24 protein-coding genes and 1 other annotated feature are annotated in these 24,035 nt (G+C 42.6%); of the genes, 15 read left to right on the top strand and 9 right to left on the bottom strand.

Translation table 11 applies throughout. The features are described from left to right. Positions 1-23 precede the first annotated feature (23 nt). Both A5867_RS15590 and A5867_RS15585 read left to right on the top strand, forming a co-directional pair. Complete coding sequence (locus A5867_RS15590; protein ID WP_005228249.1) at positions 24-1,355, top strand: DRTGG domain-containing protein; 1,332 nt, start codon at positions 24-26, stop codon at positions 1,353-1,355. 54 nt (positions 1,356-1,409) lie between these two features. Further along, positions 1,410-2,363 carry a bifunctional oligoribonuclease/PAP phosphatase NrnA gene (locus tag A5867_RS15585; RefSeq protein WP_087628002.1) on the top strand — a complete coding sequence of 318 codons (954 nt, stop codon included), beginning with the start codon at positions 1,410-1,412 and terminating at the stop codon, positions 2,361-2,363. 140 nt (positions 2,364-2,503) lie between these two features. On the opposite strand, the gene dapD is transcribed toward A5867_RS15585, so the two are convergent. The 3 genes from dapD to dapA are packed head-to-tail and all read right to left on the bottom strand — an operon-like array spanning position 2,504 to position 4,880. Then, complete coding sequence (gene dapD / locus A5867_RS15580; RefSeq protein WP_005228253.1) at positions 2,504-3,217, bottom strand: 2,3,4,5-tetrahydropyridine-2,6-dicarboxylate N-acetyltransferase; 714 nt, start codon at positions 3,215-3,217, stop codon at positions 2,504-2,506. 12 nt (positions 3,218-3,229) lie between these two features. After that, positions 3,230-3,985 carry a 4-hydroxy-tetrahydrodipicolinate reductase gene (dapB, locus tag A5867_RS15575; RefSeq protein WP_015510324.1) on the bottom strand — a complete coding sequence of 252 codons (756 nt, stop codon included), beginning with the start codon at positions 3,983-3,985 and terminating at the stop codon, positions 3,230-3,232. 13 nt (positions 3,986-3,998) lie between these two features. After that, positions 3,999-4,880, bottom strand: coding sequence for a 4-hydroxy-tetrahydrodipicolinate synthase (dapA, locus tag A5867_RS15570; RefSeq protein WP_008380503.1), 882 nt, complete (start codon positions 4,878-4,880; stop codon positions 3,999-4,001). A 222-nt stretch (positions 4,881-5,102) separates the two neighbouring features. On the opposite strand from dapA, the gene A5867_RS15565 reads away from it, so the two are divergent. From A5867_RS15565 to A5867_RS15525, 8 genes are all read left to right on the top strand, one after another. Next, positions 5,103-6,272 carry a M20 family metallopeptidase gene (locus A5867_RS15565; protein WP_005228259.1) on the top strand — a complete coding sequence of 390 codons (1,170 nt, stop codon included), beginning with the start codon at positions 5,103-5,105 and terminating at the stop codon, positions 6,270-6,272. Between the two features lie 4 nt (positions 6,273-6,276). Beyond that, complete coding sequence (lysA, locus tag A5867_RS15560) at positions 6,277-7,593, top strand: diaminopimelate decarboxylase (RefSeq protein WP_010749977.1); 1,317 nt, start codon at positions 6,277-6,279, stop codon at positions 7,591-7,593. A 23-nt stretch (positions 7,594-7,616) separates the two neighbouring features. Next, positions 7,617-8,450 carry a diaminopimelate epimerase gene (dapF, locus tag A5867_RS15555; RefSeq protein ID WP_005228261.1) on the top strand — a complete coding sequence of 278 codons (834 nt, stop codon included), beginning with the start codon at positions 7,617-7,619 and terminating at the stop codon, positions 8,448-8,450. Between the two features lie 92 nt (positions 8,451-8,542). Beyond that, positions 8,543-8,777, top strand: a binding site (T-box leader). A gap of 50 nt (positions 8,778-8,827) precedes the next feature. Then, positions 8,828-9,685, top strand: coding sequence for a MetQ/NlpA family ABC transporter substrate-binding protein (locus A5867_RS15545; RefSeq protein ID WP_087628000.1), 858 nt, complete (start codon positions 8,828-8,830; stop codon positions 9,683-9,685). Between the two features lie 14 nt (positions 9,686-9,699). After that, complete coding sequence (locus A5867_RS15540; RefSeq protein ID WP_015510321.1) at positions 9,700-10,725, top strand: methionine ABC transporter ATP-binding protein; 1,026 nt, start codon at positions 9,700-9,702, stop codon at positions 10,723-10,725. Next, a complete protein-coding gene (locus tag A5867_RS15535) occupies positions 10,718-11,377 on the top strand; it encodes a methionine ABC transporter permease (protein ID WP_087627999.1) in 660 nt (219 codons plus the stop codon). Before A5867_RS15540 ends, A5867_RS15535 begins: the two co-directional genes overlap by 8 nt. 184 nt (positions 11,378-11,561) lie before the next feature. Next, entirely contained in the window at positions 11,562-11,894 is a 333-nt protein-coding gene (locus A5867_RS15530; protein ID WP_005228268.1) for a zinc ribbon domain-containing protein YjdM, read from the top strand. Between the two features lie 85 nt (positions 11,895-11,979). Continuing rightward, positions 11,980-12,696: a zinc metallopeptidase gene (locus tag A5867_RS15525; protein ID WP_010749971.1), complete on the top strand. Its 717-nt coding sequence runs from the start codon at positions 11,980-11,982 to the stop codon at positions 12,694-12,696. A gap of 56 nt (positions 12,697-12,752) precedes the next feature. Here the strand turns inward: A5867_RS15525 and A5867_RS15520 are convergent, their stop codons facing one another. Together A5867_RS15520 and A5867_RS15515 are read right to left on the bottom strand one after the other, a co-directional pair. Continuing rightward, complete coding sequence (locus tag A5867_RS15520; protein WP_087627998.1) at positions 12,753-13,442, bottom strand: hypothetical protein; 690 nt, start codon at positions 13,440-13,442, stop codon at positions 12,753-12,755. Continuing rightward, positions 13,432-13,917: an RNA polymerase sigma factor gene (locus A5867_RS15515; RefSeq protein ID WP_087627997.1), complete on the bottom strand. Its 486-nt coding sequence runs from the start codon at positions 13,915-13,917 to the stop codon at positions 13,432-13,434. The genes A5867_RS15520 and A5867_RS15515 overlap by 11 nt, the downstream gene beginning before the upstream one ends. A gap of 719 nt (positions 13,918-14,636) precedes the next feature. On the opposite strand from A5867_RS15515, the gene A5867_RS15510 reads away from it, so the two are divergent. After that, the gene (locus A5867_RS15510; protein WP_005228290.1) at positions 14,637-16,244 is read left to right on the top strand and encodes a CTP synthase; all 1,608 of its coding nucleotides are present in this window, start codon (positions 14,637-14,639) and stop codon (positions 16,242-16,244) included. A gap of 263 nt (positions 16,245-16,507) precedes the next feature. Here the strand turns inward: A5867_RS15510 and A5867_RS15505 are convergent, their stop codons facing one another. Further along, positions 16,508-16,963, bottom strand: coding sequence for a YehR family protein (locus A5867_RS15505; RefSeq protein ID WP_087627996.1), 456 nt, complete (start codon positions 16,961-16,963; stop codon positions 16,508-16,510). Between the two features lie 368 nt (positions 16,964-17,331). Here A5867_RS15505 and A5867_RS15495 point away from each other — a divergent pair, with 368 nt between their 5' ends. From A5867_RS15495 to A5867_RS15480, 4 genes are all read left to right on the top strand, one after another. Beyond that, positions 17,332-18,201: a class II fructose-bisphosphate aldolase gene (locus tag A5867_RS15495; RefSeq protein WP_005228297.1), complete on the top strand. Its 870-nt coding sequence runs from the start codon at positions 17,332-17,334 to the stop codon at positions 18,199-18,201. Between the two features lie 173 nt (positions 18,202-18,374). Beyond that, positions 18,375-19,634, top strand: coding sequence for a UDP-N-acetylglucosamine 1-carboxyvinyltransferase (locus A5867_RS15490; RefSeq protein WP_060791464.1), 1,260 nt, complete (start codon positions 18,375-18,377; stop codon positions 19,632-19,634). A 2-nt stretch (positions 19,635-19,636) separates the two neighbouring features. Next, the gene (gene rho, locus A5867_RS15485) at positions 19,637-20,932 is read left to right on the top strand and encodes a transcription termination factor Rho (protein ID WP_005228301.1); all 1,296 of its coding nucleotides are present in this window, start codon (positions 19,637-19,639) and stop codon (positions 20,930-20,932) included. A gap of 99 nt (positions 20,933-21,031) precedes the next feature. Continuing rightward, positions 21,032-21,295, top strand: coding sequence for a type B 50S ribosomal protein L31 (locus A5867_RS15480; protein WP_005233979.1), 264 nt, complete (start codon positions 21,032-21,034; stop codon positions 21,293-21,295). A 71-nt stretch (positions 21,296-21,366) separates the two neighbouring features. On the opposite strand, the gene A5867_RS15475 is transcribed toward A5867_RS15480, so the two are convergent. The 3 genes from A5867_RS15475 to A5867_RS15465 form a co-directional block, all read right to left on the bottom strand. Continuing rightward, positions 21,367-22,566 (bottom strand): site-specific integrase, encoded by a 1,200-nt coding sequence (locus A5867_RS15475; RefSeq protein WP_087627994.1) that lies wholly within the window; start codon positions 22,564-22,566, stop codon positions 21,367-21,369. Between the two features lie 143 nt (positions 22,567-22,709). Continuing rightward, positions 22,710-23,090, bottom strand: coding sequence for a PH domain-containing protein (locus A5867_RS15470; RefSeq protein WP_087627993.1), 381 nt, complete (start codon positions 23,088-23,090; stop codon positions 22,710-22,712). A gap of 17 nt (positions 23,091-23,107) precedes the next feature. After that, positions 23,108-23,995, bottom strand: coding sequence for a hypothetical protein (locus A5867_RS15465; protein ID WP_087627992.1), 888 nt, complete (start codon positions 23,993-23,995; stop codon positions 23,108-23,110). Positions 23,996-24,035 lie beyond the last annotated feature (40 nt).

Below are 24,035 nucleotides of genomic sequence, written 5' to 3'. Positions count from 1 at the left end.
CGTAGTAGGAATAGGGGATAATTATGGCGACAAAACACGACTTGATTTTAGCGCATATCGAGAATCTGCCTGTAGGCGATCGCATCTCGGTGCGGGGAATCGCAAAAGACTTGAATGTCAGTGAAGGAACAGCCTATCGGGCGATCAAAGATGCGGAAAATATCGGCTTGGTTTCAACGATCCAACGTGTGGGAACCATTCGGATTGAACGGAAACTAAAGAAACACATTGAAAAACTAACTTTCGGCGAAGTCGTCCAAATCATTGAAGGCGATGTTTTGGGCGGCGCAGCCGGTTTAGACAAAGACTTGAACAAATTTGTTATCGGCGCCATGAAGGAATCGGCAATGGAACGCTACATCACGCCTGGTTCCTTAGTGATCGTCGGAAACCGTAACGAAGTCCACAAGTTGGCACTGGAAGATGGCGCAGCCGTCTTGATCACGGGGGGCTTTGAAACCTCAGAGGAAATCTGTCGCTTAGCAGACGAATTGGAGCTGCCGATTTTACAAACGACCTATGACACCTTTACCGTGGCAACGATGATCAACCGTGCCTTGAGCGACCAGCTGATCAAAAAGGACATCATGCTGGTGAGTGACATTTATATGCCATTGGAAAAAACCAAGTATCTGCACACCTTTGATACGGTCAAGGATTACAAACTGCTTTCGGAGTCTACCAACCACTCCCGCTATCCAGTCGTCAACAAGAATATGCGGGTCGTTGGGATCATCACAGCCAAAGATGTCCTAGAAAAGCCTGACACGCAGATCATCGAACGAATCATGACCCGGGAACCACGGGTCGTAAAAAAAGAGATGAGTGTGGCCTCTGCCAGCCATCAGATGATTTGGGATGGCTTAGAAGTGATGCCCGTCGTAGCAGATGACCTTTCTTTGATTGGGATCGTTACACGCCAAGACATCATGAAAGCGATGCAGATGGTCCAACGACAAACACAAATTTCAGATACGATTTCAGACCAAATCTCGGGACAGATGCAAGTCATCGAACAAGATTTTGAAGGGAACAAATTGCCGCAGCCACATTTCAGCTTTGCGGTGACGCCTCAAATGGTCAATGAAGTCGGAACGATCTCTTTTGGTGTCTTGAGTGAAGTGATTGCTAATACGGCGAAACGAACGATGCAGTTGAATCAACGGCGCAATAGTTGGATCGAGCAAGTCAATCTGCATTACTTCCGTTTGATCCAATTAGAAAGCGAGATCATCATTCAACCGAAGATTCTAGAACTGGGGCGACGTTCGGCGAAAATCGATATCGAAGTATCGATCGAAAATTCCTTAGTGGCAAAAGCGATCGTGGTATGCCAAGTAATGGAACGCCCATAAATCATCGAAAACGGCACTTATGGAAAAATTTTAGAGAGAAAGTTGAGACCATTCATGAAGGTACAAGAAGAAATACTTGCAACAATCAAAGCATTCGACCGAATCATTATCCATCGGCACCAGCGCCCTGATCCAGATGCATTAGGATCACAAGTGGGATTGGCAGAAATTTTACGAGCTAGTTTTCCTAAAAAAGAAATCTATCAAGTCGGCGGACCCGTTGAAGGATTGGATTACTTGGCGCTGATGCAGACGATCCCTGATGATTTGTATAAAGGGGCACTAGTGATCGTTACAGATACGGCCAATGCTCCACGGGTCAGTGACCAACGCTATGATCAAGGGGCGAAATTGATCAAAATCGATCATCACCCTAATGATGAACCTTACGGAGAGCTGGTCTGGGTCAATACGAAAGCCAGCAGCTGTAGTGAGATGATCGTTTCATTTTGGCAAATGTTTCAAAACGAGCTGACGATGACGCAAGAAGCGGCTCGTCTGCTGTATGCGGGCATCGTTGGTGATACTGGACGGTTTTTATATCCGGCAACGACAGCGACAACGCTGCGCTTAGCGGCTGAACTATTGGATTATGGCTTTGATGCAGCGAAGATCAATCGGCAATTGGATCAAGTCTCTCGCAGTGTTGCTCGCCTTTCAGGGTATGTCTACGAAAACATCGAGATCGATGAGATTGGTGCTGGCAAAGTGATCCTATCACAAGAATTGCAGCAGCGTTTTGGCGTAGTGGATTCGGAAACCTCAGCAGTCGTTTCCTTACCAGGGAAAATCGACGAAGTGATGGCTTGGGCGATCTTTGTCGAACAACCAGAAGGCTATTATCGGGTGCGGATGCGTTCGAAAGGTCCAGTGATCAATGAGATCGCCAAACGCCATCATGGCGGCGGACATCCCCTTGCCAGTGGAGCAAACGCAAAAGACCTTGAAGAAGTTGCCGTGATCTATCAAGAGATCCAAGCAGCGATCAAAGAATTTCAAGCAGAATAAACACTTTTACAAGAACATTTGCCAATAGAAAAAGGGCGTGCCAAAAGCTTTTGGCACGCCCTTTTTTAGACAAAACGCAGCGCAGGCTCATCACTGAACCCGCACTGCGTTTTTTTGTTTATTTTTGAGAAAAGCGCGGTTTAGCCCCGTAGATCGTCTAAAAATTCGGTTTTGCTTTTCGTTTTCTCGTCTTTCATTTTGATGACTTTGGCTGGTGAGCCAGCAACGACTGCTCCAGCAGGGACATCTTCCGTTACCACAGAACCGGCAGCGACGACTGCACCTTCGCCGACACGGACGCCTTCAAGGACGACGGCATTTGCACCGATCAAAACATTGTCTTCAATGATGACTGGGCTTGCTGAAGGTGGCTCAAGAACGCCAGCCAAGACAGCACCAGCGCCAATATGGGCTTTTTTCCCCACGGTTGCTCGGGCGCCTAAAATCGCACCCATGTCGATCATGGTTTCTTCACCAACGACGGCACCAATGTTGATCACGGCCCCCATCATGATAACGGCATTTTTTTCAATGATGGCTTGGTCACGGATAAAGGCACCTGGTTCGATACGGGCATCGACTTTCGTCAAGTCCAATAAAGGGATCGCTGAGTTGCGGCGATCATTTTCCAGATAGTGATCGGTGATTTTGTCTTGGTGCGCGGTTAAAAACTCAGCCACTTTTTGACTGTCACCAACCACGAAATAGAAGGTGCCGTTACCAAACAATTGGATGCCATCTGCTTGGACGTTACTAAGATCTCCATTGATATAGACTTTTACAGGTGTTTGTTTATTTGCTTCTTTGATGTATTTTGCTAATTGATAAGGATCGGAAAATTGTAATTCTGTCATGAGAGACCACCTTTACTTGTCGATTAGATTTTGCATGGAATAAAAACCAGCTGGTTGGTTGGCTAAAAATTCCGCTGCTTTTAGCGCACCATTGGCGAAGATTTCGCGGGAGAGCGCTGTGTGTTTTAATTCAATGATTTCATCCTGCCCAGCGTAGATGACAATGTGTTCTCCAGGAATCGTTCCGCCGCGAACGGCATGGATGCCCATCTGCTTGCGGTCATTTACTAGATCACTGCCTTCACGCCCGTAGAGATACTCTTTTTTCGTTTCGCAGCTGTCATTGATACTATCTGCCAACAGCAAAGCTGTACCACTTGGTGCATCGAGTTTTTGATTATGATGCTTTTCGATGATCTCAATGTCAAAGTCAGCTTCTAATGCGGGGGTGATACTTTGTAGTGCTTTGATCAGTACATTGATCCCCAACGACATATTGGCAGAATAGAAAACTGGGATCACTTTAGCAGCCAACGGCAGCATCATCTGCGTGTCTTCCGTCAAACCAGTTGTAGCAACAACGATAGGCAGCTGCTGTTCGACACAATAGTTCAATAAGGCAGGGACATTGCTATAATGAGAAAAATCAATCACCAAATCGATCGGCTGCGTGATTTTTTCTGGACGATCATAGATCGGAAAGGGACCATCTAATTGCTCGGTACGATCCAAGCCGGCAGCCACTTCTAACTGAGGGTGCTTCGCGATCAGGCTTTGCAACACTTTGCCCATGCGACCGTTTGCACCGCTTAATAAAATCTGTTTCACCAAAAACTCCTCCTTACAGCAATCCGTAATTGGTCATTTCTTCTTCTAAATGAACGAGGGTCGCATCTTCTGGGACACCCAAAGGCAAACGATAATGCAATTCGCATTTGCCTAGCAAGGAGACCGCTGCTTTGATCGGCACAGGATTTACTTCACTGAAAATCGCATCGATCAACGGTTTTTGTCGCAATTGCTCTTTGATGGCGGCTTTTACATCACCATTTAAGAAATCAGCAACGAGTTGTGCCGTTTGTTTCGGAGCGATATTGCCGATCGTTGAAATCACGCCAGAGCCACCTAAAGCTAGAATTGGGGTTACTTGATCGTCATTTCCTGAGTAGATCGCAAAGTCATCATCCGCAAGACGAGCGATTTCTGCGATTTGCGAAATGTCGCCGCTGGCTTCTTTGATGCCTTTGATATTAGGGATTTTTTTCAGTTCTGCCACAGCTTCAGGTGTTAAATTTAAGCCGGTTCTTGAGCTGACGGAGTATAAGATCACTGGCAGTTCAACGCTTTGACAGATTGCTTCATAGTGAGCGACTAAACTTTTCTTGGTCGCTTTGTTGTAGTAGGGTGTTACAACCAATAATGCGTCAGCACCAACGCGCTGTGCTTCTTTTGAAAGATGGATCCCATGTTGGGTGTTGTTGGAGCCTGTTCCGCCGATGACGGGGATTCGACCAGCAACTTGTTTTACCACCGCTTCGATCACCGCGATATGTTCTTCATCGTCTAACGTGGATGCTTCACCGGTCGTACCGCATGCAATGATTGCATTCGTTCCTTGCTGCACATGCCACTCCGCTAACTCCTTCAGCTTATCGAAATCCACCGAACCATCTTGAAGCATAGGGGTGATCAACGCAACGCCAGAACCTTTGAATATTGTCAAACTACGACACATCCTTTCAACCAATTTATTTTTCGTAACTCTACGTATAAGTGTACCAAAACGAGGGGTAAATTTTTCAATAAAAATCGAAACATTTCGACAATTTATACTATAGATTATTCGAATTATATACTATAATATTAAACAATATCAATGAAAAACTGAATATTCGTTGGTTTTTATGGATATTTTTAAAAGGAATGAATAGAAAGGTGTTTTAACATGCAAGTATCGCAAGCAGTCAAAGAATTAACCGAAGACGTGGTTCGTTTTCGTCGTGAATTACATACAATCCCTGAATTAGGGTTAACTGAGTTCAAAACAAAGGAATACTTGCTGCGTCAGTTGCAATCCTTTGGAATCAAAGAAATCTATCCAGTGATTGAAACCGGCTTGATTGCGGTCTTTCGCAGCGATCGTCCAGGAAAGACGCTGGCCTTTCGAACGGATATCGATGCACTGCCGATCAAAGAAGAGACAGGTGTTTCCTTTGTTTCCAAACATGAAGGGAAAATGCATGCCTGCGGTCATGACGGCCATATGGCAACGATGCTAGGGTTTGCTAAATATTTAGCAACACATCCTGAAGTGATTCGTGGAACGATCGTTTTGATTTTCCAACCAGCCGAGGAAAGCCCCGGTGGCGCTCAATTGATGATCGATGAAGGCATCTTACGAGATTTTGGTGTGGAAAAAATCGTGGGGCTGCATGTCTTCCCAGACTTTCCCGAAGGAGTCATTGCGAGCCGGAAAGGTCCGATGATGGCCCGTAACGGCGAGATCAATCTAACGATCAACGGCACGAGTGCCCATGGTGCCCAGCCTCATCAAGGACATGATGCCATTTTAGCCGCGGCTGCGATTATTCAAGGATTGCATTCGATCATTTCACGCAATATCAGCCCGCTTTCTGCTGGGGTCATCACTTTTGGGAAGATCCATGGGGGAGATGCGGAAAATATCATTCCCGGTAAGGTCGTTTTAAAAGGAACGATGCGGGCGTTTGAAGATGAAGTCTATGAAACGATGACGCGCAGAATCACCACTGTCGCACAAGAAATCGCCAAAGGATATGATTGCACGGCGGATGTCGAATTCGAACATCTTTATCGTGTCGTGGACAATGATCCTGAGATGGTGGAAGTGTTGGAAAAAGTGGTCGGGGAGAGCTACCGAGAAACACCACCATATATGTTGGCAGAGGATTTTTCGATGTACCAAAAGGAGATCCCAGGTGTCTTTTTCTTTGTGGGTACCCGAAATGAAGAAAAAGGCTATGTCCACCCTTTACACAGCAGCAAAATGAATTTTGACGAAAAAAATCTATTGCAAGGCATCGAATGCTACGTTCGTTTGATCGAGGCGTTGAACGAGCCAACAGACAAGGAGTAAAGCGATGGCAAAAGAAATCAAGAACAATCACTTATACATTGACGGTTGTGATACCGTTGAGTTGGCAAAAACCTTCGGAACCCCCCTTTACGTGTATTCCGTTTCGGAGATTCGCGAAGAATGCCAAAAGATTCAGGCGCAGTTTTTGACGCGCTACAGCAAGACACGGGCAGCCTATGCCGCTAAAGCTTTCTGCACCACAGCAATGCTGCAAGTGATCAAGTCAGAAGGACTCTCATTAGACGTGGTTAGCGGTGGAGAGCTGTATACAGCAATCCAAGCTGATTTTCCAGCAGAACACATCGAGTTTAACGGGAATAATAAATCGATTGAAGAATTAGCAGCTGCCCTTGATTATGGCGTAGGACGGATCATCGTTGATGGCATTCAAGAAGTCGGCTTGATCCGCGCGTTATGTCAAGAAAAGCAAGTCGTTGCTAAAATTTTGTTGCGCATCACACCCGAGGTTTCGGTCAGTACTCATCAATTTATCTCGACCGGACAAAAAGATTCGAAATTCGGGATTCCTTTAGATGAAGAAATCTTATTTCCGTTAGTGGAAGAAGTGATTCAAGCACCTGAATTGGATTTCTATGGCCTGCATTTTCATGTCGGCAGTCAATTGTCGGACAATCGCTCACATCTAGCGGCAGTTGATGCGGCTTTGGCCCTTGTCCAAACCATTCATGAACGCTTTGATTATTGGATCAAAGAACTAAATGTTGGCGGCGGCTTTGGCGTTCGATACACAGATGCAGATATTCGCCAACCCTACAGCTACTTTTTAGATCCTGTGATGGAAAAAATCGACGCCTTTTATGCGCAGCACCAGAGCGAACGCCCGACCATCGTTATTGAACCTGGGCGCAGTATCGTCGCAGAAGCAGGTATCAGTTTGCACACCATCGGCAGTATCAAGACATTGCCGGGAATCAGAACATACGCCAGCATTGACGGTGGCATGACAGACAATATTCGTCCTGGTCTTTATCAGGCAACTTACACTGGGATCTTAGCCAACCGCGCTTCCGAAGCTGCGACACAAAAGATCACCATTTCTGGTAAAGCTTGTGAGAGCACGGACATCTTAGTAAAAGACCTTGCATTACCGCCCGTTGAAACTGGGGATCTGTTTGCTACGTTCGCAACAGGAGCTTATGGCTATTCGATGGCCAGCAGCTACAATAATTTACAGATTCCTGCAGTCGTCTTTGTGGAAAACGGCCAAGCGGAATTAGCCGTTAAACGCCAGTCCTACGAGCAAATGCTGCAAAATGAAGTGGTTCCTTCGTTTCTAAAAGAGGGAGCTTCCAGCAAGTAAAATTTTGAAAAGCAGGTGACAACATGACGATTCCTTATACAAAAATGCAAGGTGCAGGAAATGATTTTATCGTAATCGATAACCGCACATTGAAATTCTCCCATGAACAACTGTCGCAATTTGCTGCTCAGGTTTGCCATCGGAAATTTTCTGTTGGCGCGGATGCAGTCATGGCAGTGGATTTTCCCACAGGAACCGCTGATTTTCGGATGCGGTTTTACAATGCTGATGGGACCGAAGCAGAAATGTGCGGCAACGGCGCTCGCTGTATTGCCCGTTATGCCTTTGAGAAGGGAATTGCTGGCGAGCAGATGACCATCGAAACAGTTGCTGGCGATGTCCCCGCATGGCGCTTGTCGGCAAAACACTACAAAGTAACCTTGAATCCACCGACCGTGACTACATTTGATCAAGCGTACCCGAATCCAATGGTTTCTTTCGTGGACTATGTGGAATTGGGTGATCCAGGAATCCCTCATGCGGTGGTTCACTATCCTGGTCTGGCAGAAACTGAGTTGGAACAGCTGGCTGAACTTGCCAAAGAGATACGCTATTGGGAAGTTTTCCCAAAAGGGGCGAATGTCAATTTCTATGAAGAAGATGACAAGGGTGATCTGATCGTTCGCACGTATGAACGAGGGGTGGAAGGTTTTACCTATGCGTGCGGCACAGGTTCTGGTGCCACTGCGTATGTCGTGACCAAACGTCACCAGCAAGCGGCAGCGAATGTCTTGCTGCACGTGTTAGGTGGCGAGTTAACGGTAGAAGTTGATGTTGATCAGGGCGCATTAGAATTGATCGGCGATGCGGTTATGGTATCTGAAGGCTTGATTTTAGATGAGAATTTGACTGTGTAAACGCTGTGAAAACCATTGTAAAAAGATGGTGTTTTCGTGAAAAAAAGAATTGACATTCATTTGAGGCTATCGTATAGTTAAACACAACTTAAAAACACGCGATGATAAGAAGAGTAAGTCAGTTTCGATTGAATCAGAGAGCTCGGATTGGTGAGAAAGAGCACAGCCGTTTGACTGAAGATGGCCTTGGAGCGTTTGGACGTGAGCAAAAGCAAGCGTGCAGCGGGATTGCCCGTTACAGCAAAGCAGTTGATAAACTGATAAGGTTGGCAGCTTGTGCCAATGAATTAAAGGTGGTACCACGAACATGGTTGTTTCGTCCTTTCTCTATGATGGAGAAAGGACGTTTTTTTATTATAAAAAGGGGGAACTAAAAAATGAAACAGTTGAAAAAGGGAATCGTTGGGTTAGTTGCTGCTGCTGTCTTAATTACATTGGCAGCTTGTGGCAATACTAGCAGCACGGAGGATACACAGTCTGGTGAAAATAGTGTAGATGCAGTGGAAGAAAAAGTCGTTGGAGTGGCACCTGGACCATATGGGGATATGGTGACAGAGGTGATCTCTCCATTACTGGAAGAAAAAGGGTATCAACTAACGACCAAAGTGTTTAATGATTATATTCAGCCGAACAATGCCTTGGCGAATGGACAAATCGATGCCAATTTGTTTCAGCATACGGCCTATCTAGAAAAATTTTCGGCAGATAACCAGTTATCTCTTACGGCATTACAAAAAGTGCCAACATTGGGAATGGGCATCTATTCGAAGCAACTGTCCAGCTTGGATGAGTTAGCAGACGGGGCGACTGTTTCGATTGCCAATGATGCCTCAAATTTAGCTCGGACCTTGCAACTGTTAGCTGCCAATGAGTTGATCACCATCGCAGACAATATCGACGAAACGAAGGCAACGGTGAATGATATCGAAGAAAATCCGAAGAATCTGACATTTAAAGAATTAGACGCAGCCCAATTGGCTCGTTCGTTAGATACAGTCGATTTAGCTTTAGTACCAGGAAACTTCGCTTGGGCGGCTTCTCTTGATCCTGCAGATGCTTTGGCGTTGGAGTCGTTGAAAGAAGAATATAAAAATGTCTTTGTGGTGACCACCGAAGAAGAAGACAGTGATTTTGCTAAGGCAGTTACGGAAGTATTAGAAAGTGACGCATTTAAAGAAGCGATTGCCGAATCACCGTTCAGCAACTTTGATCAACCGAAATTTTGGACTGAGTAAGAAGGGCATACCTTATGGCAAAAATAGAAGTAAAACAAGTATCAGTGACATTCACTCATAAAAAACAAATCAAAAAAGCAGTGGATTCCGTTGATTTTTCCGTTCAAGCTGGAGAAGTATACGGGATCGTCGGATTGAGCGGGGCTGGGAAAAGTACCTTGGTTCGTACGTTGAATCTACTGCAGGTGCCCTCTAGCGGTCAAATTCTGATTGATGGTCAAGACATCACGCAAGCCAAAGGCAAACACTTGCGTGAAGTACGACAAAAAATCGGGATGATCTTTCAGCATTTCAATCTGATCCATAATCGAACCATCAAGGAAAATTTAGCCTTTGCTTTGCGCGCTGGTGATTATCCGAAAGATCAGCAAGAAGCGAGGATCAAGGAACTGTTGGAAATGGTGGATCTGCCTCACAAAATTCACGAGTATCCGAATAATTTGTCTGGGGGAGAAAAGCAACGGATCGGCATTGCACGAGCGATTGCCAACGAACCTGAGATTTTGTTGTGTGACGAAGCTACCAGTGCGTTAGATGTTGAAACGACCGAAGAAATTTTGAAATTGTTGATCCGAATCAAGGAACAGACAGGCATCACCATCGTCTTTATCACTCATGAATTGGATGTTGCCCGTAAGTTTTTTGATCGGGTGGCAGTGATGGAAAAGGGGCGCATCGTTGAAGAACAAACGACCTATGGCTTGTTCAGTCAGCCTAAACAGCCTATTACGAAAAAACTGGTAGGCCGCTACTTGGATCTGACGCTTCCTGAAGAGATTCTAGCATCTTTCACGCAAGGCGACTTGCTGGAATTGCGCTACCAAGGTGAGTATACGTTAGAACCGCTGATTTCGACTGTAGCGAAAGCCTACGATGTGTCGATCAATATCATCCATGGGAAAATTGAGTATATCAAAAAAGATGTGATCGGTATTTTGTATATCTATTTGACGGGACCCGCCGAAGAAGCAGCAAAAGCCCGAGAACACTTAGCTGCGAACGTCTTTTCTCTAAGAAAGATAGGTGAGAAAAATGGTTGAAACGATTGAGATTTTAAAAATAAACCTGCCTCAAGCACTATGGGAAACATTCTTTATGGTGGGGACCTCAGCAATTATAGGAGTAGTTTTCGGCTTATTGATTGGATTAGTCCTGTTTTTAGTCGGGAGTAACCTTTTTCATAAAAATATTTTCTTGCATCATCTGGCCGATTTTGTCGTCAATGCAATCCGTTCGCTGCCATTTTTGATCTTATTGATTACGCTGATTCCGTTATCAGCGATGCTGATCGGTGATCCTTATACCCCAGCGGGTGGTGCGATTGCTTTATCGATTGCCGCGATTCCTTTTTACGCCCGAATCGCTGAATCCGCATTTGCCGAAATCGACTATGGCGTCCTTGAAGCCAGCGTCGCTTCTGGAGCATCGACGGGACAGATCGTTCGCGAAGTGATTTTACCAGAAAGTCTGCCAGCTTTGATTCGCGGATTTGTGCTAACTTTGATCAGTCTTTTAGGCTACTCAGCGATGGTGGGAACAATTGGCGCAGGCGGCATTGGCGATTTAGCAATTCAGTATGGTTATTATCGCTATGAAACGGCGATTTTGATTGTGGTGATTCTCCTGCTGATTCTTCTGGTACAAATCATCCAGTGGGTCGGCGATGCTTGTGCGAATCATTTCTCAAAATAAAAACCAACACTTTGTAGCTCCTTTTCGGATACACTTGAGCTATCGCTTCTGTTATTACTCTACAGAAGCGATTTTTTTTTACTTACAGGTCACGGATTTTTGGTTGCACCGATAATGGTTTTTCGGTATGCTGATGGTGAGTTGTTTTTTTACAGCGAAAATTATATTTTAAAGGAGCAACACTATGACTCAAATTCCTAACTGTCCAAATTGCCAATCTGAATACGCTTATGAAGACCGCGGGCTGTTTGTTTGTCCTGAATGCGGAAACGAATGGCAAGAGCAACAAGCGGCGGAAGAAGCACCCGTATATAAAGATGCCAACGGCAATATTTTAGTCGATGGTGATACAGTAACGGTCATCAAAGACTTGAAAGTCAAAGGCGCATCTGGCGCCATCAAACAAGGAACGAAAGTGAAAAACATCAAATTAGTCGAAGGCGACCACAACATTGATTGCAAGATCGATGGCTTCGGCGCAATGAAACTAAAATCAGAATTTGTAAAAAAAGGTTAAAAACAAAATCTTCCAGTCATCTTCATAATTTTTTCACCACTTTAATGGTAAAATAAGGTCAAAGATTAAAAGGGGGAATTTTATCGTGTATGGTATGGGCGGATACGGGTTCGGCTTTTTTTATGACCCGACTTTCATTCTTGTAATTATCGGTATGGTGATTTCACTAGCAGCGTCAGCGTACGTCAAAAGTACCTTTAACAAATATGACAAAGTCAGAAGTAAAAATAATATTACCGGCACAAAAGCGGCGCAGTACATCTTGCAAAGCCAAGGAATTAATAATGTGGGTGTGCAAGCGATCGCTGGTGATTTGACGGATAATTACAATTCTGGCAACAAAATGCTGAGTTTATCGCAATCCACTGCACAATCAACTTCGGTAGCAGCAATCGGTGTTGCGGCTCATGAGTGTGGACACGCAGTCCAAGATGCCAAAGGTTATTTTCCTTTGCGTTTGCGTCATGCGATCGTACCGATCGCTAATATCGGAACCAGCATCTCGATCCCATTGATTTTGATTGGGGTCCTGTTACGAGGATCGTTTCTGATCAACTTAGGCTTGTTGGCTTTCTCATTGGCGTTTATTTTCCAATTAGTGACCTTGCCAGTCGAGTTCGATGCCTCAAAACGGGCGATCCGCATTTTGGCAGATGGCGGCTTGTTAACAGAAGATGAAGTACCACAAGCAAGAAGAGTGCTCTTTGCCGCAGCGTTGACGTATGTCGCAGCTGCCGTAGCAACCTTATTGCAGCTCTTACGGTTGATTATTTTATTCGGTAATAACAACCGTCGGAATTAATCGACAGTATGACAGAAAAAAGACCAGCTCAGGCATCCTGAACTGGTCTTTTTTCGTTATTCTACTATTAAGTAAATGTAATAGACGTTTTCAACGCTTTTTAAATTTTCTTCGGACAAGTTATTTTCCATCACATCATATAATTTTAGGTCGCCACCTTGTGCAATATAAATCAAAGGAATCTCAACATTTTTTTTGATTTCTAGGGGATCTTCTTCAATGTGGTAGATTGCTCCCCCGGGAAGATCTTTGTCTTCTCCAAGAGAAATATATTGAAATGCCGTAAGATCTGTCGTTGTTTCTGATGCTCCGCCATTGGAAGATAAGTTTACGAGCAGCTTTTTTTCCCCTTTAGAAATGCCAATCGTTAAATAACCGTTATAATTGCTTTTGGTATCTGTCATTAAGGAAGCAATCAACTTGTGGGTTGTTTTCTCACCTTTGTGATAGTGATCAAAGTAAACCGTCATCGCTTGAGCTTGGGTATTAAATTTTAGCTGCGAGCCAAAATCAAATAACAGTCTGGAAAGATCCATTTGATTTTCGACTTGAACTAGATGATTATCTGGAACACCCGCTATTTTTTCTCCTCGAAAAGGACCGTAATTGTAATAGTTTAAATAAAGCCCCCCTGGTAGACCAATCAATACGAACAAAGACAGTACAGCAATAACAATTGTCCTACGTGTGTTTTTTAGCCGAGCTTTTTTCACGATTTTTTTAAAATCTTGCTCTTTAATAGCCATGATTCTTTTCCTCCATTCGTTTTTTCAGTTGTTTTCTTCCTCGATATAATGCTGTTTTGATACTATCTTCCGAGCGATTCAGTAAGAAGCTTATTTCTTTTAAGCTCAAATTTTCTGCGTACTTCATGATCAAAAGGGTGGAGGTAGAAACGGGTAATTCTTGAAGTGCCTCATAAAGATCATCATCAGTTTCTTGCCAGTTGATACTAGAAGCAGTCACTGGCGAATACTGCCTGACGATTTCTCGCCGTCGCTTCGTTTGTTTATACAACGTAAAGTAACCATTGATACCCACACGAAACAGCCACGGACGAATCGCTTCTGCGGATAAGACCGAATCGATTTCAAGGATTTTAACAACTGCTTCTTGAGCAATATCTTCGGCATCCTGTTGTGAAGCGCCGAGGGACTGCAGGTAATGAACCAAGTCATTCGTTAACTGCAGTAAATAATGTTCGTAAGCATCCAAACGCATTTTTCCCCCTCCTTAACAATACAACAACTGAAAGTAAAAAAAGTGAACATCTTTCAACTAAAAAAATCGAAAAAAATCGAGAAAACGTTAAATTAATCGATTGAGTTGTGCTTATTTTCTCAAAGGAATCGGAAAAAAACAATCAGCTTTTGAAGGGAATTACATGCTTTTCAGAAGACAGTGACGATTTATAACAAAAAAATAGCAGGATAGCTGCCTCTATCCTGCAAAAGAAAAATTATACTAGCGTAGAAGGCAGGAATCGAACCTGCACCTCGTCTTTGCCAAAAATAACCAGAAATACGTTCCGATCATTTTTACCAAAACGAGTAAAGCGCCAGACTTCATCTACACTTTGTATTATGCCAAAGAGAGTTCAACGATTTCGTAAGAAGCAATGAAAAATTTGCAAAAAGTTGTGCAGAAAACATGAAGGTTGTTTAAGAAAGAATAACCATAGAACTTAATCGTGAAAAAGAAGGAACCAGCTGTATCGATAAGCAAAGCGCTTTGTCTGGAAACTTCGTTTTTTTCTGAAAAAATCAAATAAAGTTTTCTTGACATTTGCTAGGTGAGAATGTATCATTCTGTTTGGGCACTCTTTACAAGAGTCAGAAAGTGATTTAGAATTTTCGCTCCCTATTCATTTATGGATAGGGAGCTTTTATTATTTTCTAAATGCTTTTCCTGTAAAATAGATTAAAGGAGTTTTTCAGTTTATGACAAAATATATTTTTGTAACCGGCGGTGTGGTTTCTTCTATTGGTAAAGGGATCGTAGCAGCATCATTAGGACGTCTGTTGAAAAATCGCGGCTTGAAAGTAACGATTCAAAAATTCGATCCGTACATCAACGTCGATCCAGGAACGATGAGCCCATACCAACATGGTGAAGTATTCGTAACCGATGATGGAGCAGAGACCGACTTAGACTTAGGTCACTATGAACGCTTTATCGATATCAATTTGAACAAATACTCAAATGTAACAACTGGAAAAATCTATTCAGAAGTTTTGCGGAAAGAGCGTAAAGGAGAATACTTAGGCGCAACTGTTCAAGTGATCCCGCATATCACCAACGAGATCAAAGAAAAAATCATGCGGGCAGCCAAAATGACTGATTCAGATGTGATCATTACAGAAGTCGGCGGTACAGTAGGGGATATTGAGTCATTGCCATTTCTAGAAGCTTTGCGTCAAATGAAAGCAGACGTAGGTTCAGACAATGTGATGTACATCCACACCACGCTGATTCCTTATTTGAAAGCAGCGGGCGAAATGAAAACCAAACCGACCCAACACAGTGTGAAGGAACTGCGCGGCTTAGGGATTCAACCAAATATCTTGGTCGTTCGTACAGAACAACCCGTAGGACAATCAACGAAAAACAAATTGGCCCAATTCTGTGACGTGGCACCAGAAGCCGTGATCGAATCTCGTGACGTTGAGACCCTTTATTCGATTCCATTGGCACTGCAAGCGCAAGGCATGGATCAAATCGTGTGTGATCATTTGAAACTGACTGCACCAGCTGCTGACATGACTGAATGGCAAGCATTGGAAGAAAAGGTACTGAATTTGAAGAAAAAAGTACGTATCGCATTAGTCGGAAAATACGTGGAATTGCCAGATGCTTATCTATCAGTTGTCGAAGCCTTGAAACATTCTGGTTTTGCCTTTGATGCAGACATCGAGATCGATTGGATCAAAGCCCAAGAAATCACACGAGAAAACGTGGATTCTTACTTAGGTGAAGTAGACGGTATTCTTGTTCCTGGTGGATTCGGTGATCGCGGGATTGAAGGAAAAATCGAAGCGATCCGATATGCTCGGGAAAACGATGTGCCATTCTTAGGGATTTGTCTAGGGATGCAAATGGCTTGTGTGGAATATGCCCGCAATGTCGTTGGCTTGGAAAATGCCAATTCCGCAGAAACAGATCCTGAAACAGCCAACAACATCATTGATTTGATGGCTGACCAAGAAAACATCGAAAACTTAGGTGGGACATTGCGCTTAGGCTTGTACCCATGTAAAGTGAAGAAAGGCACCAAAACAGCTGCAGCTTATGACGGAGAAGAAGTTGTTCAAGAACGTCACCGTCATCGTTATGAATTCAACAACAAATACCGTGAAATCTTTGAAGCAAACGGGATGGTCTTCTCAGGTGTGTCACCAGACAATCGTTTGGTTGAGATCGTTGAGATCCCAGAAAACAAATTCTTTGTGGGTTGCCAATTCCACCCAGAATTGATTTCTCGTCCAACTCGCCCACAACGCTTGATCAAAGCATTTGTTGGAGCTTCATTAGACAACCGCCAAGCATAATAATCGCTAGCGGCAAACCAAGGAATGAATGTGCGAAACTCCTCATCTCAAGATGGGGAGTTTTTTTGAGTTGCGCCATCCCAATAATCCGTAAAAGGTTGAAACTTGCGAGAGCGTTGGTAGAAGGTATCTGTTTCTGCACACAAAAAACTTCCGTCAAAACGACCGGAAGTTTCTGGCTGATGCATTATTTTTTTCGCTAACAGTTTGAATGAAATCCGCCAGCGGGAAACCCATGTTGATTTGCTGGTGCCTAGAGAGGATTATTCTTTTAGCTTATACCCTTGGTCTAAGAGCATTTCCTCTGTACGTTCCATGCTGATCCCATTTTCAGTGTTTCCTTCGAAACTAACCCCAGGCAATTGTTTCGCTGAATCATAATCCAACTCATCATAATTGATGGTCAAGGATTCAGTCGCTTCACTATCTGTATAGTCGAGGGAATAGTCCAACCCTTTGACTTGCTGATACTTCTTAGCGATCGGATCAAGCACGGTTTGTGCTTCTTCTTTAGTCGTTACCCCGATCGCTGAATAAGGCATGACATTGTTCGCAGTCTGAGTTTTTACTTTATCGCCTTCATAAGTGAAGACCAGTTCCATCGAAACCCCATTTTGATCCATTGTGAATGTTTTGGTTTCTTCCTTGGCCCCCGAGCTACAGCTTGCCAAGAAAAGAACTCCGATGACTGTCAAAAATCCAATAAGCGCTTTTTTCATTTTATCCCTCCTTTTTTACATAATAATATAGCCGCTTTCACAAGGCTATTCTTATGCTCAAAAGAGAAGAGGAAAGGATTTGCTGGAAGATTATGATAAAATAACGAAAAAATATGTGAAATTTTTCTCGAATTTTCACATGCCGATTTGTTATCTAACGACCGCAGACAGAAGAGCAAAACCTTACAGAATCCTAGACTTTCAGAAAAGATGATGAAAATGCTGGATTTTTATATTTGTGCAATCTTTTTTTGAAAAGAGAAATTCCTCTTTTTAGTAGCAAATACCGCAAATCTTTGCTAAAATAGCATTGTCGGTTAAGCATTGCTTAACAAATAAAGTTTTTCAAAACTTAGGAGGAATTTTTTATGCCAGTAGTATCAGGAGCTGAATTCTTAAAAGCTGCTCGTCAAGGCGGATATGCAGTCGGCGGATTCAACACAAACAACTTAGAATGGACACAAGCGATTTTAAAAGCTGCTGAAGCGAAAAAAGCGCCAGTTCTAATCCAAACTTCAATGGGTGCTGCCAAATATATGGGCGGATACAAAGTTGCTAAAGACATCGTTACAAACTTGGTTGATTCAATGAACATCACTGTTCCCGTTGCAATCCACTTAGACCACGGTGATTATGATGCAGCAATGGAATGTATCGAAGTTGGTTACACTTCTGTTATGTTTGATGGCTCTCACTTACCATTTGAAGAAAACTTGAAATTGGCTAAAGAAGTTGTCGAAAAAGCACACGCAAAAGGCGTTTCTGTTGAGTGTGAAGTTGGTTCAATCGGCGGAGAAGAAGATGGAATCATCGGTTCTGGCGAATTAGCTGACATCGAAGAATGTAAACAAATGGTTGCAACTGGTATTGATTACCTAGCTTGCGGAATTGGTAACATTCACGGTCAATACCCTGAAAACTGGAAAGGCCTTGCTTTTGACCACTTACAAGCAATCGCTGATGCAGTAGGTTCTGATGTACCATTAGTATTACACGGTGGTTCTGGTATTCCTCAAGACCAAATCGAAAAAGCAATCTCAATGGGTGTTTCTAAAGTAAACGTAAATACTGAATTCCAATTATCATTTGCTAAAGCAACTCGTGAATACATCGAAGCTGGCAAAGATAAAGAAGGTAAAGGATTCGACCCTCGTAAATTATTAGCACCAGGTGTTGCTGCAATCGTTAAAGATGCAGAAGAACACATCGACTGGTTCGGTTCAGCTGGTAAAGCTTAATCTTAATCAAAGATCAAAACTCTTAGAATCACTGATTCTAAGAGTTTTTTTGTTTTCCAAGAAAATATTCTTGATGCGGGGATCAAAAATATCCTGCATCTTTTTTCTTTGAGTGATCTGTGCTAAAATTGGAATGATACACATAAATTAAAAAAGAGTATAGGTGGAATTCCATGAAAAAAATTGTCATCAACGGCAATCGTCCCTTAAAAGGTGAAGTCACCATTAGCGGCGCAAAAAACAGTGCAGTCGCATTGATCCCGGCAGCGATCTTAGCTGATTCACCGGTCATTTTAGAAGGAGTGCCTGACATCCAAGATGTGCACTCATTAATTGAGATTATCGAAATCATGGGTGTGAAGACCCATTTTGAAAACAATACGCTAGAGATCGATCCGACAAACATCGTTTCGATCCCGATGCCTAACGGAAAAATCAACAGTCTACGAGCTTCTTACTATTTCATGGGGGCATTGTTGGCGAAGTTTGGTGAAGGCGTCGTTGGATTGCCTGGCGGCTGCTTCTTAGGCCCGCGACCAATCGATTTGCATATTAAAGGCTTCGAAGCACTTGGCGCAAAAGTCACCAACGAACATGGTGCCATGTACTTGCGTACCGAAGAAGAAGGCTTGACTGGTGAACGAATCTTCCTAGATATGGTCTCCATCGGAGCAACCATCAATGTGATGCTGGCAGCAGTAAAAGCCAAAGGCAAAACGATCATTGAAAATGCCGCACGAGAACCTGAGATCATTGATGTTGCGACCCTTTTAAATAATATGGGAGCGAAAATCAGAGGTGCAGGTACCAATGAAATTCGTATCGAAGGCGTGGAAGAATTGCACGGTTGTCGTCATTCCATCATTCCAGACCGGATCGAAGCAGGAACCTACCTTTCTTTAGCCGCAGCAGCGGGGGAAGGCATTACTGTCAAAAATGTGATTTATGAGCATTTAGAAAGCTACATTGCGAAATTGGAAGAAATTGGCGTACGAATGGATATCAGCGAAGATGAAATCTATGTGCATCCCTCAAAAGACTTGAAACCAGCGACTGTGAAAACCTATCCTTATCCAGGATTTGCCACAGACCTGCAACAGCCGATCACACCATTATTGCTAAAAGCAAAAGGAACGTCGGAGATCATGGACACGATTTACGCCAAACGGGTCAACCATATTCCTGAATTAGCACGAATGGGCGCACAAGCAACGACAGAAGGCAACATGATTTTTGTCAGCGGACCGAGCCAATTGCACGGAGCAGAAGTTGTCGCTTCTGATTTACGAGCAGGAGCTTGCCTTGTCATTGCCGGATTGATGGCGACTGGCACGACCAGCGTCTTTAATGTCGAGTATATTTTGCGCGGCTATGATCATATCATCGAAAAACTAACGGCTCTTGGAGCTGATATTCAAATGATAGAGGAGTAATTATGAGCGATTATCTTACGATGGCAGAGTTGGAAAACAAAACCTTAAAAGAAATCTACACCTTTGCCAAAGAGTTTCGAATTCCTTATTACAGCCAAATGAATAAAAAAGAATTGTCATTGGCTGTGATACGGGCGCAGGCGGAAAAACAAGGCTTCTTTTATATGGAAGGAATCTTGGATATCGTAGGCCAAGAAGGCTACGGTTTTTTACGCCCAATCAACTACGGACCGAGTGCAGAAGATATCTATATTTCTTCGTCACAGATTCGTCGGTTTAGTTTGCGTAATGGTGATAAAGTCGCCGGTAAGGCGCGCCCGCCCAAGGAATCTGAGCGCTATTATGGATTGATGCACGTTGAGTCTGTTAATGGCAAAGATCCAGAAGATGCCAAAGAGCGTCCGCATTTTCCAGCGCTGACGCCGCTTTATCCGAATCGTCATTTAAAATTGGAAACAACGTCAGGACGCCTTTCTACTCGGATGATCGACATGCTGTCGCCAGTGGGTTTTGGACAACGGGGACTGATCGTTGCTCCGCCTAAAGCTGGGAAAACCAGTATCTTGAAAGAAATTGCCAATGGAATCACTGACAACTATCCTGAGGTGGAATTGATCGTTCTTTTGATCGACGAGCGCCCAGAAGAAGTGACTGATCTGGAACGCAGTGTCAAAGGCGATGTTGTTTCTTCAACCTTTGACCTGCAGCCTAGCAACCATACCCGTGTTTCTGAATTGGTACTAGAACGGGCGATGCGTTTGGTAGAAGACAAGCGTGATGTCGTGATTCTGATGGATAGTATCACTCGTTTGGCAAGAGCCTACAACTTAGTGGTACCGCCAAGCGGACGTACACTAAGCGGCGGGATCGATCCAGCTGCTTTGTACAAACCAAAGAAATTTTTTGGTGCTGCCCGTAATATTGAAGAAGGCGGCAGCTTGACGATTCTTGCCACCGCACTGGTGGATACCGGCAGCCGCATGGATGATGTCATCTATGAAGAGTTTAAAGGAACCGGCAATATGGAGCTGCAGCTTTCTCGCAGCTTAGCAGAACGTCGGATCTTCCCAGCGATCGACATCAAGAAATCTGGTACCCGTAAAGAGGAATTGCTGATGAGCAGCGAGCAATTGGAAGAAACCTGGCGCTTACGCAACAACATGTTGGGGGATTCCTTGGAGTTCACAGAACAATTCATTCAATTCTTGCGTAAAACAAAGAACAATGAAGAGTTTTTAGCGGCTTTTCATGATGTCCATTTCGGAGACAAACGGCAAAAAAGAAATATAAAAAGATAATTGCATCTAAAAACCAAACATGGTAAGATAGTCATGTTGTAAAATCGACAAATCAACTCTGGTGAAGCAAATGAGCCAGGGCAAAGGAGAGAAGAAGAAATGAAACAAGATATCCATCCAGATTATCATCCAGTTGTATTCATGGACTCAACTACTGGTTTCAAATTCTTATCAGGTTCTACAAAGAATTCTCAAGAAACTGTTGAGTGGGAAGACGGCAACACGTATCCATTGATCCGTGTCGAAGTAACTTCTGATTCACATCCATTCTACACTGGACGTCAAAAATTCACACAAGCAGACGGACGTGTGGACCGTTTCAACAAAAAATACGGTCTCAAAGACACAAACGCTGCAGAATAAGACAAATATTGTCCAAGGGCTGTCTTATCAGCTTTCTAGAGGTTTTCTTATTTATAGGGAAACCTCTTTTTTTACATTTGACTACCCTTTTGACTACCCCTAGTATTTTTATCTGGATCTGGGCTGCCGTTTGCCATGAAGTTTGCAAAGTCATGAGCAGTTTTTTCTTTTCTTTGTTCAGTTACGTGAGCATATATGTTCATAGTAGTTTTAATATCAGTATGGCCCATTCGTTCCTGCACGTCTTTTATTGAAACACCTGCTTCAAAAAGTAAACTACAATGAGTATGTCTAAATCCGTGGACAGTCATTTTAGGCAAACGATTTTCTTTCAGGATTTTCGAAAGATTATGGTTCAGGTAATCTAGATAAAGCGGTTTGTTTTCAGTAGAAGGGAAGAGCAATTGCTCTTGAGATAAAGAGTTTATGCCAAACTGAAAAAGAAATTTTTGTTGGTGTAATTTCCATTTTTTTATCAGACCCAGCGTCTCATCATCCAAAGAGATAGTACGAATACTTTTTCTTGTCTTCGGCGGCTGAAAAACTAACTCCCAATTCTGAATAGTTGCTAGAGTTTGTTTGACGGTAAGAGTTTTCTTATCGAAATCAATATCTTTCCAACGTAATGCATGCAATTCTCCTTTGCGAAGACCCGTATACCCAAGAATTCGAAACATCATAAATAATTGTTCTGAATAATTTTCTTTTACCACCGACAAAAAAGTAAGCAACTGTTCACGATCATAGAAAGGAGCGATGTAGTCCTCTTCATCTATTTTTTGCTGTTTTTTAGGTCGAATTACACCATCCATTGGATTATTATTGAGTAACCGGATATTGATAGCATAATTGAATACTGATGTCGTGATACCGATTAAGTTTGAGTATTTTTTATAGTAACTAAACCAATGATTTACTTGTTTTTGACAAAATTGAATAGTAATCTTACTCATTCGGATATGACCAAATAAAGGGAGAATGTGTTTGTCTATCGCAACTTTTTGAATAGTGTAAGTACTAGCTTTGACTGTGTTTCTGTATTGTTCTAACCACATATTGCATACTTCTTCAAATGTTTTTGTTGTTTCAGTGATGAAATCAGGTTCTTTTGATTCTAGTTGTAAACGAGCAAGTGCAAGCTTTGCCTCTTGCTGTGTTTTAAACCCTCGTTTCGTTGTTCGTTTCTTTTTACCAGAAATAGGGTCAACGCCTAAGTATATCTGAAACATATAGGCGGTAGATCCATCTTTCTTCTTATACTTTTTTATCATTATTTATCGTCCTTTCTTGCCCGCCAGCATGTAGAACGAGGTGGCATCACTCCTTTCAATTTGGTATAATTATGTACAACAAATAAACATCAGTTTTTTGTTAGCACGCTCCTTGTCTGCCAAGAAAGAGGGGCGTGTTTGTTTTATTTCAGTATAGCAGTGGCTAGCGCTTGCTGAATTTGAGTAATACTTTTATCTTTTTTGAACTGGAGGCTTTGAGCAGGCTCAACAGCACCTGAAATCCAAATCTTCAATTCTGCATCTAAATCAAAATGCCCAGCTGTTTCTACGCTAAACCTTGAGATACTTTTATAAGGGAATGTTTTGTAATCTACTTTTTTTCCTGTTATACCTTGTTTATCTACTACAATTAGGCGATAGTCGGTAAACACAATCAAGTCCCTAACTAATTTGAAAGCTAAATCAATATTTTCATTAGGCATAAGAACAGCTGACAACTCTTTTTTTACCTCTTCATGTTTTATGTCAGTTGCATTGCCAAGTATACCATCAAATAATCCCATTTCATTTTCTCCTTTATTTAGTTATTCATTTCAAAAGAATCCACCACTACAGCAGGAACTGTAATTTCTCCACCTAAAGCAGAAGTATAAGTATATTCTCCAAAAGATACTCCACGAATAGTAATATAGTCATCTTCTAAAAGTCGATTATTCGAAAGCTGATCTTCGGAAATTTCAATTAAAATTACTTGATCATAGTTATCATCTATAGCAAATCTGAATTGTGATTGATCATCACCTTTAATAACTTGAATAATCCTTCCAGAAAACTTAACTTTTTCTGCTAAATATGTGTCTGGATTACGAGCGAGATTTTCAAACGTAACACCAGTATCGTAACTAGCTTTTTCTTCTTCAGCAGCTTTTTTTGCAGCTTCTTCTGCTTCTTTTTTCTTTTTCTCAGCGGCTTCTTTTTCAGCTTGTTCTTTTGCAGCTGCTTCTTCAGCAGCTTTTTTCTCAGCTTCAGCTTTTTGTTTTTCTTGCTCTTTTCGTTTCGCTTCAACTTCATCAGCTGCCTTTTGAAGCTCAGCTTTAGATTTTATGGATACCTTTTCATTTGTGGTGCCATCTGTTAATTCAAAATCCTGAGTTTCTGTTTCAGGTAAGGGAACAGTGATGCTAAAGCTTCCATCTTCACTAGGTGTTATTTCTTTTACTAGTTCGCCACTTGTTGTAATTGTAACAGTCTTTTGTGGATCTGCTTTTCCAGCTAAATGAAAATTGTTGTTTTCTAAATAATAAGCAGGACGTGATACATAGAGTGCTATTGATTCTGTCGTACTTTCAGAAGTGCTGTTTTCAGAACTTTTGATTGTGCTACTATTTTCTGTTGTAGTTTTTGCATTTGAAGTACATGCGCCCAAAAACATTGTAGAAAGTAATAACCCTATTACTACTTTTTTCATTTCTTTTCCTCATTTCTTTGATATAATAATTTTGTAATGT

The sequence above is a fragment of the Enterococcus sp. 6D12_DIV0197 genome (assembly GCF_002174385.1).
GTDB classification, from domain to species: Bacteria; Bacillota; Bacilli; order Lactobacillales; family Enterococcaceae; genus Enterococcus_D; species Enterococcus_D casseliflavus.
The sequence above is the reverse complement of the archived record's forward strand: the minus strand, read 5'-3'. Positions and strand labels throughout refer to the sequence as shown.

Excerpts from the sequence above, each read along its gene's own strand:
- lysA (WP_010749977.1), top strand. The coding sequence starts at position 6,277 with ATGGCAAAAGAAATCAAGAACAATCACTTATACATTGACGGTTGTGAT.
- A5867_RS15495 (WP_005228297.1), top strand. The coding sequence starts at position 17,332 with ATGCCAGTAGTATCAGGAGCTGAATTCTTAAAAGCTGCTCGTCAAGGC.
- A5867_RS15535 (WP_087627999.1), top strand. The coding sequence starts at position 10,718 with ATGGTTGAAACGATTGAGATTTTAAAAATAAACCTGCCTCAAGCACTA.
- A5867_RS15590 (WP_005228249.1), top strand. The coding sequence starts at position 24 with ATGGCGACAAAACACGACTTGATTTTAGCGCATATCGAGAATCTGCCT.
- A5867_RS15515 (WP_087627997.1), bottom strand. The coding sequence starts at position 13,917 with ATGCGTTTGGATGCTTACGAACATTATTTACTGCAGTTAACGAATGAC.
- A5867_RS15465 (WP_087627992.1), bottom strand. The coding sequence starts at position 23,995 with ATGAAAAAAGTAGTAATAGGGTTATTACTTTCTACAATGTTTTTGGGC.
- A5867_RS15475 (WP_087627994.1), bottom strand. The coding sequence starts at position 22,566 with ATGATAAAAAAGTATAAGAAGAAAGATGGATCTACCGCCTATATGTTT.
- A5867_RS15540 (WP_015510321.1), top strand. The coding sequence starts at position 9,700 with ATGGCAAAAATAGAAGTAAAACAAGTATCAGTGACATTCACTCATAAA.
- A5867_RS15510 (WP_005228290.1), top strand. The coding sequence starts at position 14,637 with ATGACAAAATATATTTTTGTAACCGGCGGTGTGGTTTCTTCTATTGGT.
- dapD (WP_005228253.1), bottom strand. The coding sequence starts at position 3,217 with ATGACAGAATTACAATTTTCCGATCCTTATCAATTAGCAAAATACATC.
- A5867_RS15470 (WP_087627993.1), bottom strand. The coding sequence starts at position 23,090 with ATGGGATTATTTGATGGTATACTTGGCAATGCAACTGACATAAAACAT.
- A5867_RS15585 (WP_087628002.1), top strand. The coding sequence starts at position 1,410 with ATGAAGGTACAAGAAGAAATACTTGCAACAATCAAAGCATTCGACCGA.
- rho (WP_005228301.1), top strand. The coding sequence starts at position 19,637 with ATGAGCGATTATCTTACGATGGCAGAGTTGGAAAACAAAACCTTAAAA.
- A5867_RS15545 (WP_087628000.1), top strand. The coding sequence starts at position 8,828 with ATGAAACAGTTGAAAAAGGGAATCGTTGGGTTAGTTGCTGCTGCTGTC.
- A5867_RS15565 (WP_005228259.1), top strand. The coding sequence starts at position 5,103 with ATGCAAGTATCGCAAGCAGTCAAAGAATTAACCGAAGACGTGGTTCGT.
- A5867_RS15490 (WP_060791464.1), top strand. The coding sequence starts at position 18,375 with ATGAAAAAAATTGTCATCAACGGCAATCGTCCCTTAAAAGGTGAAGTC.
- dapF (WP_005228261.1), top strand. The coding sequence starts at position 7,617 with ATGACGATTCCTTATACAAAAATGCAAGGTGCAGGAAATGATTTTATC.
- A5867_RS15520 (WP_087627998.1), bottom strand. The coding sequence starts at position 13,442 with ATGGCTATTAAAGAGCAAGATTTTAAAAAAATCGTGAAAAAAGCTCGG.
- A5867_RS15480 (WP_005233979.1), top strand. The coding sequence starts at position 21,032 with ATGAAACAAGATATCCATCCAGATTATCATCCAGTTGTATTCATGGAC.
- A5867_RS15505 (WP_087627996.1), bottom strand. The coding sequence starts at position 16,963 with ATGAAAAAAGCGCTTATTGGATTTTTGACAGTCATCGGAGTTCTTTTC.
- A5867_RS15530 (WP_005228268.1), top strand. The coding sequence starts at position 11,562 with ATGACTCAAATTCCTAACTGTCCAAATTGCCAATCTGAATACGCTTAT.